At 65.1% G+C, this 13495-nt stretch carries 13 protein-coding genes; 4 read left to right on the forward strand and 9 right to left on the reverse strand.

Translation table 11 applies throughout. The annotated features are described in order from the left end of the window. Window positions 1-29: 29 nt before the first annotated feature. Window positions 30-1025 (forward strand): dienelactone hydrolase family protein, encoded by a 996-nt coding sequence (locus AC0L3U_RS16325; protein ID WP_473362406.1) that lies wholly within the window; start codon window positions 30-32, stop codon window positions 1023-1025. A 108-nt stretch (window positions 1026-1133) separates the two neighbouring features. On the opposite strand, the gene AC0L3U_RS16330 is transcribed toward AC0L3U_RS16325, so the two are convergent. The 5 genes from AC0L3U_RS16330 to AC0L3U_RS16350 all read right to left on the reverse strand — a co-directional run bounded on the left by AC0L3U_RS16330 (window position 1134) and on the right by AC0L3U_RS16350 (window position 5507). Further along, a complete protein-coding gene (locus tag AC0L3U_RS16330; RefSeq protein WP_473362407.1) occupies window positions 1134-1790 on the reverse strand; it encodes a carboxymuconolactone decarboxylase family protein in 657 nt (218 codons plus the stop codon). A 61-nt stretch (window positions 1791-1851) separates the two neighbouring features. Then, complete coding sequence (locus AC0L3U_RS16335) at window positions 1852-2670, reverse strand: penicillin-binding transpeptidase domain-containing protein (protein WP_473362408.1); 819 nt, start codon at window positions 2668-2670, stop codon at window positions 1852-1854. Window positions 2671-2796: 126 nt separating this feature from the next. After that, the gene (locus tag AC0L3U_RS16340; protein ID WP_007603059.1) at window positions 2797-3057 is read right to left on the reverse strand and encodes an EscU/YscU/HrcU family type III secretion system export apparatus switch protein; all 261 of its coding nucleotides are present in this window, start codon (window positions 3055-3057) and stop codon (window positions 2797-2799) included. After that, window positions 3054-4658, reverse strand: a complete 1605-nt coding sequence (gene fliK / locus AC0L3U_RS16345; protein WP_473362409.1) for a flagellar hook-length control protein FliK — start codon at window positions 4656-4658, stop codon at window positions 3054-3056. The genes AC0L3U_RS16340 and fliK overlap by 4 nt, the downstream gene beginning before the upstream one ends. A gap of 54 nt (window positions 4659-4712) precedes the next feature. Continuing rightward, the gene (locus AC0L3U_RS16350) at window positions 4713-5507 is read right to left on the reverse strand and encodes an ATP12 family chaperone protein (RefSeq protein WP_473362410.1); all 795 of its coding nucleotides are present in this window, start codon (window positions 5505-5507) and stop codon (window positions 4713-4715) included. 74 nt (window positions 5508-5581) lie between these two features. On the opposite strand from AC0L3U_RS16350, the gene AC0L3U_RS16355 reads away from it, so the two are divergent. Next, on the forward strand, window positions 5582-6028 hold the full coding sequence (locus AC0L3U_RS16355; protein WP_473362411.1) for a hypothetical protein: 447 nt from the start codon (window positions 5582-5584) through the stop codon (window positions 6026-6028). A gap of 98 nt (window positions 6029-6126) precedes the next feature. Here the strand turns inward: AC0L3U_RS16355 and AC0L3U_RS16360 are convergent, their stop codons facing one another. From AC0L3U_RS16360 to AC0L3U_RS16375, 4 genes are all read right to left on the reverse strand, one after another. Next, entirely contained in the window at window positions 6127-7344 is a 1218-nt protein-coding gene (locus AC0L3U_RS16360; RefSeq protein ID WP_473362412.1) for an RluA family pseudouridine synthase, read from the reverse strand. Then, entirely contained in the window at window positions 7341-7658 is a 318-nt protein-coding gene (locus AC0L3U_RS16365) for a HigA family addiction module antitoxin (RefSeq protein WP_473362413.1), read from the reverse strand. The genes AC0L3U_RS16360 and AC0L3U_RS16365 overlap by 4 nt, the downstream gene beginning before the upstream one ends. 78 nt (window positions 7659-7736) lie before the next feature. After that, window positions 7737-9071, reverse strand: coding sequence for a replication-associated recombination protein A (locus AC0L3U_RS16370; protein ID WP_027518575.1), 1335 nt, complete (start codon window positions 9069-9071; stop codon window positions 7737-7739). Next, window positions 9068-10474: a DegQ family serine endoprotease gene (locus AC0L3U_RS16375; protein ID WP_473362414.1), complete on the reverse strand. Its 1407-nt coding sequence runs from the start codon at window positions 10472-10474 to the stop codon at window positions 9068-9070. The genes AC0L3U_RS16370 and AC0L3U_RS16375 overlap by 4 nt, the downstream gene beginning before the upstream one ends. 312 nt (window positions 10475-10786) lie before the next feature. On the opposite strand from AC0L3U_RS16375, the gene AC0L3U_RS16380 reads away from it, so the two are divergent. Both AC0L3U_RS16380 and AC0L3U_RS16385 read left to right on the forward strand, forming a co-directional pair. After that, on the forward strand, window positions 10787-12400 hold the full coding sequence (locus AC0L3U_RS16380) for an OprO/OprP family phosphate-selective porin (protein ID WP_473362415.1): 1614 nt from the start codon (window positions 10787-10789) through the stop codon (window positions 12398-12400). 80 nt (window positions 12401-12480) lie between these two features. Then, a complete protein-coding gene (locus tag AC0L3U_RS16385; RefSeq protein WP_473362416.1) occupies window positions 12481-13494 on the forward strand; it encodes a zinc-binding alcohol dehydrogenase family protein in 1014 nt (337 codons plus the stop codon). Window position 13495: the final 1 nt, after the last annotated feature.

The following is a 13495-nucleotide window of genomic DNA, read 5'->3' on the forward strand; positions in this document are numbered from 1 at the left end:
ACTCACTGAAAATCACGGGGGAGGATCCGATGCCGACGGCATTCCGCGTCGCCATGGCGCTCTGCATTTCAACGCTGTTCGCCGGCATGGGCGCCAACGCGCAATCGCTTCCCAGGGAAGTCGCTACCCGCGCCGAGATCTACCCGATCCCCTCGCTCACCCTCTCCGATCAGCAATTCCTCAGCGGCGACGCCGCGGCCGGAAAGCCGGTGACAGTCGCCGGCGAACTGCGCGTGGCGCAAGGCAGCGGAAAACTCCCCGTCGTGGTGCTGATGCACGGCTCGAGCGGCGTCGGCGCCACCACCGAGGCCTGGGTGCACGCGTTCAACGCCATGGGCATCTCGACCTTCGTGATCGACGGCTTTACCGGCCGCGGGCTGACGGTGGTGGGGCCGAACCAGGCCCTGCTCGGCCGGCTCAACCTCGTCATCGACATCTACCGCTCGCTGGAGATCCTCGCGAAACATCCCCGCGTCGATCCCGATCGCATCGTGCTGATGGGCTTTTCACGCGGCGGACAGGCGACGCTCTATGCGAGCCTCGACCGCTTCCACAAACTTTGGAACAAGTCCGGCATCCAGTTCGCCGCCTACATTCCGTTCTACCCCGACTGCTCAACGACCTATCAGAACGACACGGACATCGCCGCGCGCCCGATTCGCATCTTCCACGGCGCGCCCGACGACTACAATCCCGTCAAGAGCTGCAAGGCTTTCGTCGAGCGACTCAAGACGGCCGGCCGCGACGTGGTGCTGACCGAATACCCCAACAGCGCGCACGGTTTTGACAGTGGGTTGCTCGGCGTCAGTACCGTCGCCGTGTCCACGGGTGCGCAGACCGTGCGCAACTGCCAGATCCGCGAAGGCGACGGCGGCGTGCTGATGAATGCCGATACGAAAGCGCCGTTCACCTACCAGGATGCCTGCGTCGAGCTCAATCCGCATGTCGGCGGCAATCCAACGACTGCCGCCGAGTCGCGCAAGGCCGTGGAGGAGTTTTTGCAAGTGTTGTTCAAGCTGGGTTAGGCCAGCGCGACATACTCCGTCATTGCGAGCGAAGCGAAGCAATCCAGAATCTTTCCGCCGAGGCAGTCTGGATTGCGTCGTCGCAAGGGCTCCTCGCAATGACGGAGGCTACGGCTCGCCCGGCTTGAACGGCTCCTGCTTGTCCGGCGGCACGGTCTCCTCCGCCATTGCCAGCAGCATCGCGACCATCACGTAATTGCCGGCGACTGCGGTGAGGTCGACAATCTGCTGGTCATTGAACACCTTCTTCGCGCGCGCATAGGTTTCGTCGCCGACCTTCTTCGTCGTGGTGAGCTCGGTGACGAAGTCGTACACGACGGCCTCGTCCTCGGCCATCTTCGCAGGCCGCTTATTGGCCTTGAGCTCCGCGATGATGTTGGGCGACAGGCCCGCCTTCGCCGCGAGCGGCGCATGGGCGTACCACTCGACCTGCGAGCGCCATTGCCGCCCGATGATCAGGATCGCGAACTCGTTGAGCTTTGTCGGGACCGAGGTCTCCCAGCGCAGATAGTGGAACAGGTCGAACAGGCGCTGGCCGAGCACCGGGCTGCGGATCATCGGATTGTAGGGACCGCCGATGCCGACGCTCGAGACCTTCATGATCTGCTCGCCGAGCGGTTTCTGCTTGGCATCGAGCTGGTCCATGGTGAGTTGCGGAAAGCGCGGCTCCCTGCTGCTGGCGGGGCCGGCAAACATCGTGGCGGCGAGCCAGCCGCCCGCCGCGGCGAGTGTGAGCGACGACAGCCAGAGTGGCGTTGAGTTCATGTTGTCCTCCCGGTTCTTCTTGACCGGGGGATGCTAGTCGAGCAACGCCAGCGTGATAGCGCTAGATCGCGCCGATCTCGGCAAGGCAGGCTTGCGTCAGGGGCATGCGCTCGCCGACCAGACGCGGCTCCTTGCAGTCCATATTGAGCGCGAACACGGTGTGCGCTTCGCCCTTCTCGGCCCAGCCCACCATCCAGCCAAGCGACGGCTCGCCGCGCTCGGCGCCAAGCAGCCCGGACTTGGCGCGAATGACGCTATCGCCGACCTTGGTCACCGGCAGGATGTCAGCGACGAGATCCTGGCTGCGTTTCGAGATCGGCAGCGCGCGGCGGCGCAGCCTGTCGACGAAATCGACCTGCTCGACCGGATCGATGCGCAAGGCGCCGGTGAGCCAGAAGTGGTCGATGCCGCCGCCGATGTCGCGATTGCCATAGTCGAACAGATCGACATACTTCTGCATGCGCTCTTGCCCGATCCGGCGCGCAATCTCCTGATAGACCGGCACCGCGCTGACGAGAATCGCGCTGCGCAGCGTGTGGTCCTTGTTCCAGGCCTCAATCGGACGCTTCACGCCATCCCAGGGAAATACATCCTTGTCGGGGTCAGTGACGACGCCAGTTTCGAGCGCGATCAGCGAGTTCGGTATCTTGAAGGTCGAAGCCGGCAGCTTGGCCTCGCCCGAACGTTCCCTGTCGCTCGCCACGACCAGATAGTCCTCGACCTTGTAGCCGACGAAGGTGCCTGATGTGCCGAGATCGGTGAAGCGCTTTGCCAGGCTGTCACGGATTTCATTTCGCGGTGGCGCGACGTGAGCGAGTGTGCGCGACGGCAGGATCGCGGTTGCGGCGAGGAGACCGAGAGTCGAACGGCGGGTGAGCAAGAGCGATGTCCGTTGAACGATAAAATGGATCCGACCATGAAGCCGTTATCGTGGTGAAACGATGACGATTTATCTCTTGAGCATGATCTCTCCGGAAAACCGCTACACACTTTTCCGGATCATGCTCTACCGCCTGCCCGAAAGCCGCAGCACGAACACCAGCACTTCGGCGACGGCCTTGTAGAGGTCGGGTGGGATCTCCTCGCCGAGTTCGACCTTGGAGAGCGCACCGGCCAGGATCTCGTTCTCCTCGATCGGGATGTCATTGGCCTTGGCGATCTCGACGATTTTTTCGCCGATCGTCCCCTTGCCCTTGGCGACGACGACCGGCGCGTTGCTGCCCTTCTCGTAGTGGAGCGCAATCGCAAGCTTCGACGGGTCGCTCATGTGGCGCGATCCAGGAAGTGGCCGGCGCGGGCCGGTGCGGGCTGTGGCGGGGTGCCATCGCGGACCAGGATGTCGCCGGGCTTGAGCTCGGCCCTGGTCAGGGCCTGGTTGAGCTCGCCGATTCCGGCGCGGAGCTGCTGTGCGGTCGCCGGCCGCTCCGCCCACATCCGCACGAAGGTCTTGTCGCCGTTCAGCGTAATCAAAGCGTGCACGGGGCCGGTCGGCTCGACATTGAGTGTGAAGCGCGCACGCCAGGCGCGCCTGGCGGGATCGGCGGATTCATTGCCGCCGTCGCGCGAGATCTCGAAATGCGCCATTGCCGTACCCTGCGGCGTTGCGAACGGAATCTCGAAATTCCACTGCGGCACAGTCGGATCGATCCTGTGACCGCTGGCGTCAGTGCGATCGGGTAGCGAAGCAACCTGGAGCAAGATCTGGCGCGCAATCGCGGCATCGGTGTCGTCGAGCAGGCGATGCACGGTCGCGGCAAGCGGCGTATCCGTTACGAGTGACGGCGAGGCGATAGCTTGCGGCACCGGCAGCGCGCCGCGAACCGGCGGTGGCGTTGCGCGCGCGGCGGCCTCGAGAATATGTCCGTCGGGTACGGCCTTGTTCGAGCCCGGTACGTTCCCCGTCATGCGCGGCAGGTTTTGTGTGATCTCTTGCAGGAGGCTCGCAGCAAGGCCCGCAGATATGGTTCGCGGCATCGCAGGTTGCGGCGCACCGCCAGCGATGTCCGCCAGCACAGCAGCCGCGAGATTGGCGCTGCGCGGCATTTGCGGTGATTGGGCGATCTCGGGTTCGGTTGCGGGCAATGCGGTCGGTGCAGCCTGCGTCTGCGCGGCAGCGACTTGCGGTGTCGCCACGGTACCAGCTGGAAGGGTGGCACCTTGCGTCTGTGGCGCCGTATCGAGCGTTGCCAGCGTCTGCCGCAGCACCAGCAGCGCGGCTTTCAAATCCGGCATCGTGCCGGCGGACGGAGTCGCGCCTGCGGCGAGCGAGGCTTCGAGGAGCAGTCCGGACTTCTGGAAAGCGGACTCGATGTCGCCACCTTCGAGGCCGGTGTTGAGCGGCGTCTGCTGCGCCAGCACGCCCAGCATCGCCTGCTTCAGCCCCGCCGGAAGATCGCTACCGGTGACCACCGCGGCCAGATTGGCGAACAGCGGCGCCTGGCTGCCCTGCTTCGTCACGGCCTCGGCCGAGGCGGCTGTGACGGCGACCTGCTCGGTCGGTGTGAGGGCATTGCGGGCCGCGCCCGCTGATGGCACTAACGGCGGGCTGTCCACCAGCGAGGCCGCGGCCGGCGTCAGTGTGACCTGATCGGCGGCCGCCTCGCCTGCCGCGCCCATGACGGCGAGCCGGATGGTGCCGCCGTTTTGCGACACCGCAAGCTGAAGATTTTGTCCTGGTGTCAGCGCCACCTCGGTCATCACATCCATCGAGAGGTTGGCGATCGCGATCCGCACCAGATTATCGGCGAGCACGCTGACGACTCTTGCGTCGACCACGCTGCCGGCCTGCAGCACAAGATCGGGCGTCGCCGCGTCAGCAACAGGGCTGGCGGCACTGACGGGAAGGATCGAGCTTATCGGCGTCGGCATCGCGAGGGGCCCAGGAGCACGGGCCACCCTAACGCCTGCGTCGTAAACCTCTCGTTAAGGACCTCCGACCGCGGGTGGCTTCACCGCGGTCAAAACCGCCACGGCAGCCTCGAAATCCCGCAGGCGGGCGGCGCGGCGGCCGGCCGCTTCCTCGTCCACGCCCCATTTCTCGGCGTTCCAATCCTCATCGACATAGGCTGCCGCCCAGACCTGGTCGGCGTCGCGCACGCCATGGGCAAGCGCCAGCGCCAGCAGCGCCGAGCCGGTCAGGGTGGTGATCACGTGGAGGGCGGCGACCGACCAGGCGTCATGGGGCAGCGCGGCGCGCGCAGCTCGGAGCGCCTCATCCGGCTGCGTCACGTGCATGATGCCTTCGGACAGGATGAAATGCGCCCCCAGCGTCTCCGCCGCCCAGAACAGCACCGGATCCCAATGCGCGGCCTCGCGGGCGACAAGTCCCTCGGGATGGCCGGCGCGATAGAACAGCAGATCGGACTGGAGGTATTTTGCAAGGTCGTCCGTGACGAGATCGACGCGGTCGACGACGCCCTCGACCACGCTGTTGGCGATCCGCGTCAGCGGCATGGTCATGGGCTTGATCGTCTCGTTCTGATCCGCCCACTCCGCAGCCACTGCGTCGGCCAGCGCGCGCGAAGGGATGATCACTTGGCGGCCGGACGGCGTGCGGATCGCCTTGCCGTCGAGCATGATGGCAAAACCGCCCTCAGCCTCGGCCACCCCCACCTCCTTGTAGAAGCGCTTGCGCAACGGCACGCGCGCGGCCTGGCGGACCAATTCCTGCGGATCAAGCGGGGATCGCCCCGCAGCTTCATCGAACAATTCGCGCATCTGGTTTTCGGCCCTGATCACTCAATGCTAGGCTTGTAAGGTAAGAGCGGCGACCGATAAAGCGAGCGGCAGGTATGAGGGAACTTGCGGGCATTTTGGCTCTGTTCGCCGGGTTTTGGCTGGCCGCGGCGCAGGCCGGCTTTCGGACTCCGGAATCGGTCGTCCGGAACGTCTACGCCCATTACGGCCAAGGCGCGCCGGAGCTCTCCAACGGCCTACCGCGGGATGCCGCCACCGCCCGGCAATTCTTCGACCCCTCCTTGCGCAAGGTGTGGTCCGCGCCGCGGGTCGCGCCCTACGATTTCCTGGTGCAGAGCCCGAGCTGGAAACTCGGCCCCATCGCGATCGCGGTCGTTCGCAGGCAATACGACAAAACCTATGTCGCGGCGAATTTCGACAATCGCGGCCGGCCGGTGACTCTGAACTTTATCCTGGTCAGCGGGCCCGAGGGCTGGTTGATCACAGATGTCGAGAGCCCGCACGATAGCCTGCGGATGTTTCTGGAGCAGTTTCGGAATTGAGGTAGCTCCCGTCATTGCGAGCGTAGCGAAGCAATCCAGAGTCTCACCGAGGAGACAGTCTGGATTGCTTCGTCGCAAGAGCTCCTCGCAATGACGGCCTACTCTTCAGGCGCGTTCTCGATCGGATCAAATCTGGTTGCATCGAGCCCGAGCAAATTCCACGACTGCTGCATGTGCTGCGGCAAGGGCGCGGTGGCATCGATGAAGCCGCCGCGCGGATGCGGGATGACGATACGGCGCGCGAGCAGATGCAGCCGGTTTTGCAGGCCGCCCGGCAATTGCCAGTTCTCGATGTTGAAATATTTGGGATCGCCGACGATGGGGTGGCCGATATGTTCCATGTGGGCGCGCAGCTGGTGGGTGCGCCCGGTCACCGGCTTCAGCGACACCCAGGTCAGCTTGTTGCCGGCGGTTTCGACAACCGCATAGTAGGTCACAGCGTGGCTTGCGCCCTCGTCGCCATGCTGGGCGATGCGCATGATGGTGTCGTCCTCGCTCTCCTCCTTGGCGAGAAATGTCGAGATACGGCCCTGCTTCGGCTTCGGTAGCCCCGGCACCAGCGCCCAATAGGTTTTTCGCGCCGACCGCGAACGGAATGCGCCGGTGAGATGCGAGGCGGCAAAGCGGGTCTTGGCGACCAGGAGACAGCCCGAAGTCTCCCTGTCGATGCGGTGCACGAGGCGCGGCTTCTGGCCCTTGGAATCGCGCATCACCTCCAGCATCTGGTCGATGTGTCGCGTCATGCCCGAGCCGCCCTGCACGGCAAGTCCGGCCGGCTTGTTCAGCACGAGAACGTCGTCGTCCTCGTAGATCGTCATTTCCTTCAGCGCGGCAAGCGTCTTTTGCGCCGCCTCCGACTCGGGGTTGGGTGCCTTCGGCGTGTCGAGCTTCAGCGGCGGAATGCGGACGCTCTGACCCTCCTCCAGCCGGTCCTTGCTGTCGACGCGCTTGCCGTCGACGCGCAGCTCGCCTTTACGAACGACGCGCTGGATGTGGGAGAACGACAGGCCGGGAAAGTGCGCTTCAAGGAAGCGGTCGACGCGCATATTGTTCTCGTCGGCCGTCACCTTGACGGTCTGCACCTTGGTCGGCAGCAATGCCTCGACGGGAGGCTTTGCCGGCGCAGCCTTTTCCGGTTCGGCTTTGGGTGCGCGCCGCTCGACGCGCTCGCTCGCAAAGCGCGGCGGCTTCGCGCCGGGCTTGCCGCCCGGCCGCGGCCCAGCCGTCTTCGCGCTACGCGCCTTGAACGGACGCGCCTCCTTGCGCTCATCGCGCTCGCGGGGTTTTGGGTTCATTCTCTTGATGCGGCGGCTCATGCGGTTTTTCCAAACTTTGGTGTCGACTGCGCCGTCGCGCGGCGCGGCAGCGACGCAACCTGCGCCCCCACCTCTTTTTCCGCGAGGCGCAGCTCATATTGCTGCTGCAGGTTCATCCAGAACTGCGGGCTGGTGTCGAACCAGTGACCAAGACGCAACGCCGTATCGGCCGTGATGCCGCGCTGTCCATTGATGATGCCTGTGATCCGGTTCACGGGTACCTCGACCTGACGCGCGAGTTCTGCGGCGGAGATGCCGAGTTGTCGCAGTTCTTCGGCAAGGTGTTCACCGGGATGTATGGGCGTGCGGGACATGGCGATTTCTTGGCCGGACTAGCGTGAATTACGCGTTACGTAAACCGTAAATCGAACCCTACGGCAAGCCCGAAAGGGTTAGGCCCCACCCCGCTCCTTCCGCAACTTCGCCCAATAATCCAGTCGCTTCCTGATCTCCCGCTCGAACCCGCGGTCGGGCGGGTCGTAGAAGGTCTGGCGGCCCAGCGCTTCCGGGAAGTAATCCTGGCCGGAGAAGGCGTCGGGGGCGTCGTGGTCGTATTCGTAAGATGCGCCGTAGCCTTCCGATTTCATCAGCTTGGTCGGCGAGTTGAGGATATGTTTCGGCGGCAGCAGCGAGCCGGCCTGCTTTGCGACCTGCATCGCCTTGCCGAAGGCGGTGTAGACGGCGTTCGATTTCGGCGCGGTGGCGAGATAGACCACGGCTTGCGCGATCGCGAGCTCGCCCTCGGGATGACCGAGGAAGTCGAAGGTATCCTTGGCTGCGTTGGCGATGACCAGCGCCTGCGGATCGGCAAGCCCAATATCCTCGACCGCCATGCGCACGACGCGGCGGGCCAAAAACAGCGGGTCCTCGCCGGCGTCGAGCATGCGCGCGAGATAATACAGCGCGGCATCGGGATCGGAGCCCCGCACCGACTTATGCAGCGCCGAGATCAAATTGTAATGGCCGTCGGCCGACTTGTCGTAGATCGGCGCGCGACGCTGCAATATCTCCTGCAACTGCGCGGCGTCGAAAATCTCGTCCTTGCGCGCGGCGCGCCAGACTTCCTCGACGAGCGTCAGTGACGCGCGGCCGTCGCCATCGGCCATGCGCACCAGCACGGCGCGCGCTTCCTCGTCGAGCGGCAGCTTGCGGCCCTCGACCTCCTCGGCATGCGCAAACAGCTTTTCGATCGCGGCCGCGTCGAGCGAGCGAAACACCAGCACGCGCGCCCGGGACAGAAGCGCCGCGTTGAGCTCGAAGGAGGGATTTTCGGTGGTGGCGCCGACCATCACCACCGTGCCGTCTTCCATGACGGGCAGAAACGAATCCTGCTGGGCGCGGTTGAAGCGATGCACCTCGTCGACGAACAGCAGCGTGCCCTTGCCCATCTCGCGGCGTGCACGCGCGGCCTCAAAGGCCTTCTTCAAATCGGCGACCCCTGAGAACACCGCAGAGATCTGCTCGAAATGCAGATCGGTGGCGTCGGCGAGCAGCCGCGCCACCGTGGTCTTGCCGGTGCCGGGCGGGCCCCAGAACACCAGCGAGCCCAGCGTGCGCGTCTCCAGCATGCGCGTCAGCGCGCCGTCGGGACCCAGGATGTGATCCTGGCCGACGACCTCCGAGAGCGCGCGCGGCCGCAGCCGATCCGGCAGCGGATGCGGAGCCTCGTGATCAAGCCCCGCCGCGGCGAAGAGAGTTGGCGTCTCCTGTGGTCGCTTCGGACTCATCCGCCCAGCGTGACGTTGATTTGCTGGCCGCCGCGCACCAGCGTGATGCGCCAGATGCGCTGGCGCTCGGCCGCCGCCTTTTCGAGATCGCTGGTCTTGCTGATCTTTTGGTTGTTGACGGCCAGGATGACATCGCCCTTCTGGAAGCCGACATTCGCGGCCGCGCTGTCGCCGCCGAGATCGGTGACCACGACGCCTTCGGTATCGGCGTCCAGATGCAGCTCATCGGCGAGCGCCGGGGTGATGGTCGAGACCTTCGCGCCCTGGAGAGGCGAGCGCGCGGTGATGACGAGCTCGTTGCGGCCGGCATCGGGCGCGGCGTCCAGCGCCACAGTCAGCTTGACCGGCTTGCCGCCGCGCTGCACGTCGATCTGCGCCGTGCCGCCGAGCGGCCGTGTGGCGAAGCGATAGTCGAAGGCGTTGGGATCATCCACGGTCTGGCCGTCGATCGAGACGATCAGGTCGGAGGATTTCAGCCCGGCCTTGGCCGCCGGTCCGTTCGGAACGACGCTTGCGACCAGCGCACCGGTCGGCGAACGCAGGCCGAGACTCTCGGCGATCTCCGGCGTCACCGCCTGCAATTTCGCCCCTAGCCAGGGCCGCTTGACCGCCTTGCCGCCACCCTTGGCGGAGGCGACGACGACGCGCACCATGTTGGCGGGGATCGCGAAGCCGATGCCCTGCGAGCCGCCGGAGCGCGAATAGATCGCGGTGTTGATGCCCGCGAGCCTGCCGTTCATGTCCACCAACGCGCCGCCGGAATTGCCAGGATTGATCGCAGCGTCGGTCTGGATGAAGAACTGGTAGTCGGTGATACCGACCTGCGTGCGCGCCAGGGCCGAGATGATGCCGTGAGTCACGGTCTGGCCGACGCCGAAGGGATTGCCGATCGCCAACACGACGTCGCCCACCAGCAGCTCGTCCGAATTGGTGAATTCGAGAGCCGGAAACTTCTCCTTGGTGTCCTTCAGCCGCAGCACGGCCAGATCGCTGCGAGAGTCCTTCAGAACGATCTCGGCCTCGAACTCACGTTTGTCCGACAGCGACACCTTGACCTGGTCGGCGCCTTCGATGACGTGGACGTTGGTGACAACGAGCCCGGAGGCATCGACGATCACGCCCGAACCAAGCGAGCGCTGCACCTGCTCCTGCTGCTGGCCGGGCACGCCGAAGAAGCGGCGGAAGATCGGGTCGTCGAGCAGCGGGTTGCGGTTCTGCACCACCTTGGCGGCATAGACGTTGACGACCGCCGGCTGCACCCGCTGCACGATCGGCGCGTAGGACAGCCGCAGTTCGGCGGGCGAGGACGGCACTCGGCGGTCCTGCGCGGCGGCCGGATTGAAGTTGGCCGAAAAGGCTATGCACAGTGCCGTGACGACGGCGCTCCAGGTCGATCGAAACATTCCTACCTCTTGGAAAAGACGCCGGAATATAGGCGCGTTCGCCCCCCAATAGAAGGGCGCCGGGCGGCCTATTCGGCCCCCTTTTTGGTGTGTCCGGTCTGCAAGCTCCGCGTGCGAAATAGCAATTTGCCGGGCCTGCCGATTGGCATGATGTGCGTCATCTTGCATGGTGGTGCAAGGCGGATTCGGTTGCGGCGAATTTACACCAGTGGGAACCGCGCAACCGGCCGCAGCGTCGCGGGGTAGTCATCGATCACACCTAGGCTCTCCGCCAGCGACTTGGGGAAGTTCGTCAAACGATGGAGTCATGACGTGAGCAGGACAAGAATTGCAGCCACGGCGATTGGTCTCGCCGCCGCACTGGCAGCCTCGCAGGCCCAGGCCCAGTCGGCGAGCAGCAGCGACCAGGAGATCGCGCTCCTGAAGCAGCAGTTGAAGATGCTGGAGCAGAAGCTCGACAAGCTCCAGAGCCAGACTGCCGCGAATACCGCGGCCACGGCGAAGGCCAGGGTTGAGGCGAAGGCGGAGGCGAAAGCCGAAGCGCGTTCCGAAGCGAAGGCCGCCGTCGCCAATGCCAACGCGGCGATCCCGCTCAAGGGACCGGCGCCCGCATCCGGCGTCGTCGTGACGATGCCGAACAACCGACCGACCATCTGCACTGCCGATGGGGCTAACTGCGTCGGGATCACAAGCCGCGTGCATTGGGATGTCGGCGGCTACGACTATCGGCCCAACACGGCGGCAACCGTGCCGCAAAAGCTCGACAGCGGCGAGAACGTCCGCCGCGCGCGCATCGGTGTCGCCGGCAAGTTCTTCCACGACTGGAATTTCGCGCTGGTCTACGACTTCGGCGGCTCCTCCGACGGGTTTGGCGGCGCAGCTCCGGGTTCGCTGCCCGGCGGCGGCGTCTCTGGCGTCGAGAACGCCTATCTCAGCTATACCGGCCTGAAACCGTTCGGCGGCAAGATGGCCATCGAAGGCGGCATCATGGACCTGCCCTACACCCTCGATGAGGCCACGAGCTCCAACGACATCATGTTCATGGAACGCGCCTCGGCCGGGATCGTCGCCACGAGCATCGCTGCGGGCGACTTCCGTTCGGCGGTCGGCACGCGCTGGTACAACGACGTGTTCTGGGCTGGCGCCTATATCACCGGTCCCGCCACCGGTGCGATCCACTCAGCCTCGAGCGTTGCGCCGAACGGCACCACGGAACAATACGGCGCGGTCGCGCGTGTCGCCGGCCAGGTCGTCAGCGGCAAAGACTACTCAGTCCATCTCGGCGGCAATGCCGAATGGCTGATCCAGCCGACGCGCAATCTGGTGACGGGCGCACAGACGGTGACGCTGAGCGATCGTCCGGAACTGCGCATCGATCCCACGGCGCTGGCTACGACCGGCGCAATCGCCAATGCCTCCGGCGCGCAGGTCTACAGCGTCGAAGCCGCCGCCACCTATGGACCACTGATCCTGCAAGGCGAGTATTTCTGGTACAACATCGATCGCAGCGCCAATACCGGGCTGCCGCCGCTGGGAGCGCCGAGCCTCAAATTCCAGGGCGGCTACGCCCAGGCCGGCTACGTGCTGACTGGCGAGGGTCGCAGCTATAATGCGGCGAATGCGGCCTATGGCGGCGTCAAGCCGGCGCACCCATTCTCGCTCGAGGGCGGCGGCTGGGGCGCGTGGGAGGTCGCGGGACGCTTCTCCACGATCGACCTCAACGATCAACTCGGGACCGCCACCGGCGTCGCAGGCGGCCGGCAGACCGTCTACACGGCAGCGCTGAACTGGTATGTCAACGGCAACGTCCGTTTCATGCTGGACTATCTGCATGGCACGGTGTCGAGGCAGGCCTCGCCGGTCTCGACCGCCGATGTCGGCTCGAAGTTCGATGCGGTCGCGATGCGGACGCAGTTCGCGTTCTAGCTCTCGCCTGTCGTCCCGGGGCGCGCGAAAACGCGAACCCGGGACCCGGCATCTGCAACGCTATCTGAAGGAGACAAGCCATGAAGGCCGTCGGCTACAAGAAATCGCTTCCGATCGAGGATCAGGACGCGCTGATCGATTTCGAGACCGCAAAGCCCGAGCCCGGCGGCCGCGACATCCGCGTCGCCGTGAAGGCGATCTCGGCCAATCCGGTCGATTACAAGGTGCGCAAGCGCGCCGCTCCACCCGAGGGCGAGACCAAGATTCTGGGCTATGACGCGGCCGGCGTGGTCGACGCCGTCGGTCCCGACGTCACGCTGTTCAAGCCGGGCGACGAGGTGTTTTACGCCGGCTCGATCCTGCGCCAGGGCACCAATTCCGAATTCCATCTCGTTGACGAGCGTATCGTCGGCAACAAGCCGAAGAGCCTGTCATTCGCGCAGGCAGCCGCTCTCCCCCTCACCTCCATCACGGCCTGGGAGCTGTTGTTCGACCGGCTCGGTGCGGTGCCCGGCAAGAGTGTCGATCTGCGCACGCTGCTGATTACGGGCGGCGCCGGCGGTGTCGGCTCGATCCTGATCCAGCTCGCCCGCCGCCTCACCGGGCTGACGGTGCTCGCGACCGCGACGCGGCCGGAGTCGCAAAAATGGTGCCTCGATCTCGGCGCGCATGCGGTGATCGACCACGGTAAGCCGATGAAGGAGCAGATCGAGAAGCTGAAGCTGCCGCCCGTCGCGCTGGTGGCGAGCCTCACCTTCACCGACCAGCACTACAAGAGCATCGCCGAGTTCATGGCGCCGCAGGGCAAGTTCGGCCTGATCGACGATCCGCCGGAATTCACTGTGAGCGCATTCAAGGGCAAGGCCATCTCGGTGCATTGGGAATCGATGTTCACGCGCTCCTCGTTCCAGACCGCCGACATGATCGCGCAGCATCATCTGCTCAACGACGTCGCCGACCTCATCGACAAGGGTGTCTTGCGTACCACGCTCGACCAGACCTTTGGCACGATCAACGCGGCTAATCTCAAACGCGCCCACGCGCTGCTCGAGAGCGGCAAGTCGCGCGGCAAGATCGTGCTGGAGGGGTGGTAGG

It is taken from the genome of Bradyrhizobium sp. Kon69, from assembly GCF_055807515.1.

What these genes read in the sequence shown, in the direction of transcription:
- AC0L3U_RS16325 (WP_473362406.1), top strand. Translation starts at nt 30, where the DNA reads ATGCCGACGGCATTCCGCGTCGCCATGGCGCTCTGCATTTCAACGCTG.
- AC0L3U_RS16330 (WP_473362407.1), bottom strand. Translation starts at nt 1,790, where the DNA reads ATGAACTCAACGCCACTCTGGCTGTCGTCGCTCACACTCGCCGCGGCG.
- AC0L3U_RS16340 (WP_007603059.1), bottom strand. Translation starts at nt 3,057, where the DNA reads ATGAGCGACCCGTCGAAGCTTGCGATTGCGCTCCACTACGAGAAGGGC.
- fliK (WP_473362409.1), bottom strand. Translation starts at nt 4,658, where the DNA reads ATGCCGACGCCGATAAGCTCGATCCTTCCCGTCAGTGCCGCCAGCCCT.
- AC0L3U_RS16350 (WP_473362410.1), bottom strand. Translation starts at nt 5,507, where the DNA reads ATGCGCGAATTGTTCGATGAAGCTGCGGGGCGATCCCCGCTTGATCCG.
- AC0L3U_RS16355 (WP_473362411.1), top strand. Translation starts at nt 5,582, where the DNA reads ATGAGGGAACTTGCGGGCATTTTGGCTCTGTTCGCCGGGTTTTGGCTG.
- AC0L3U_RS16360 (WP_473362412.1), bottom strand. Translation starts at nt 7,344, where the DNA reads ATGAGCCGCCGCATCAAGAGAATGAACCCAAAACCCCGCGAGCGCGAT.
- AC0L3U_RS16365 (WP_473362413.1), bottom strand. Translation starts at nt 7,658, where the DNA reads ATGTCCCGCACGCCCATACATCCCGGTGAACACCTTGCCGAAGAACTG.
- AC0L3U_RS16370 (WP_027518575.1), bottom strand. Translation starts at nt 9,071, where the DNA reads ATGAGTCCGAAGCGACCACAGGAGACGCCAACTCTCTTCGCCGCGGCG.
- AC0L3U_RS16375 (WP_473362414.1), bottom strand. Translation starts at nt 10,474, where the DNA reads ATGTTTCGATCGACCTGGAGCGCCGTCGTCACGGCACTGTGCATAGCC.
- AC0L3U_RS16385 (WP_473362416.1), top strand. Translation starts at nt 12,481, where the DNA reads ATGAAGGCCGTCGGCTACAAGAAATCGCTTCCGATCGAGGATCAGGAC.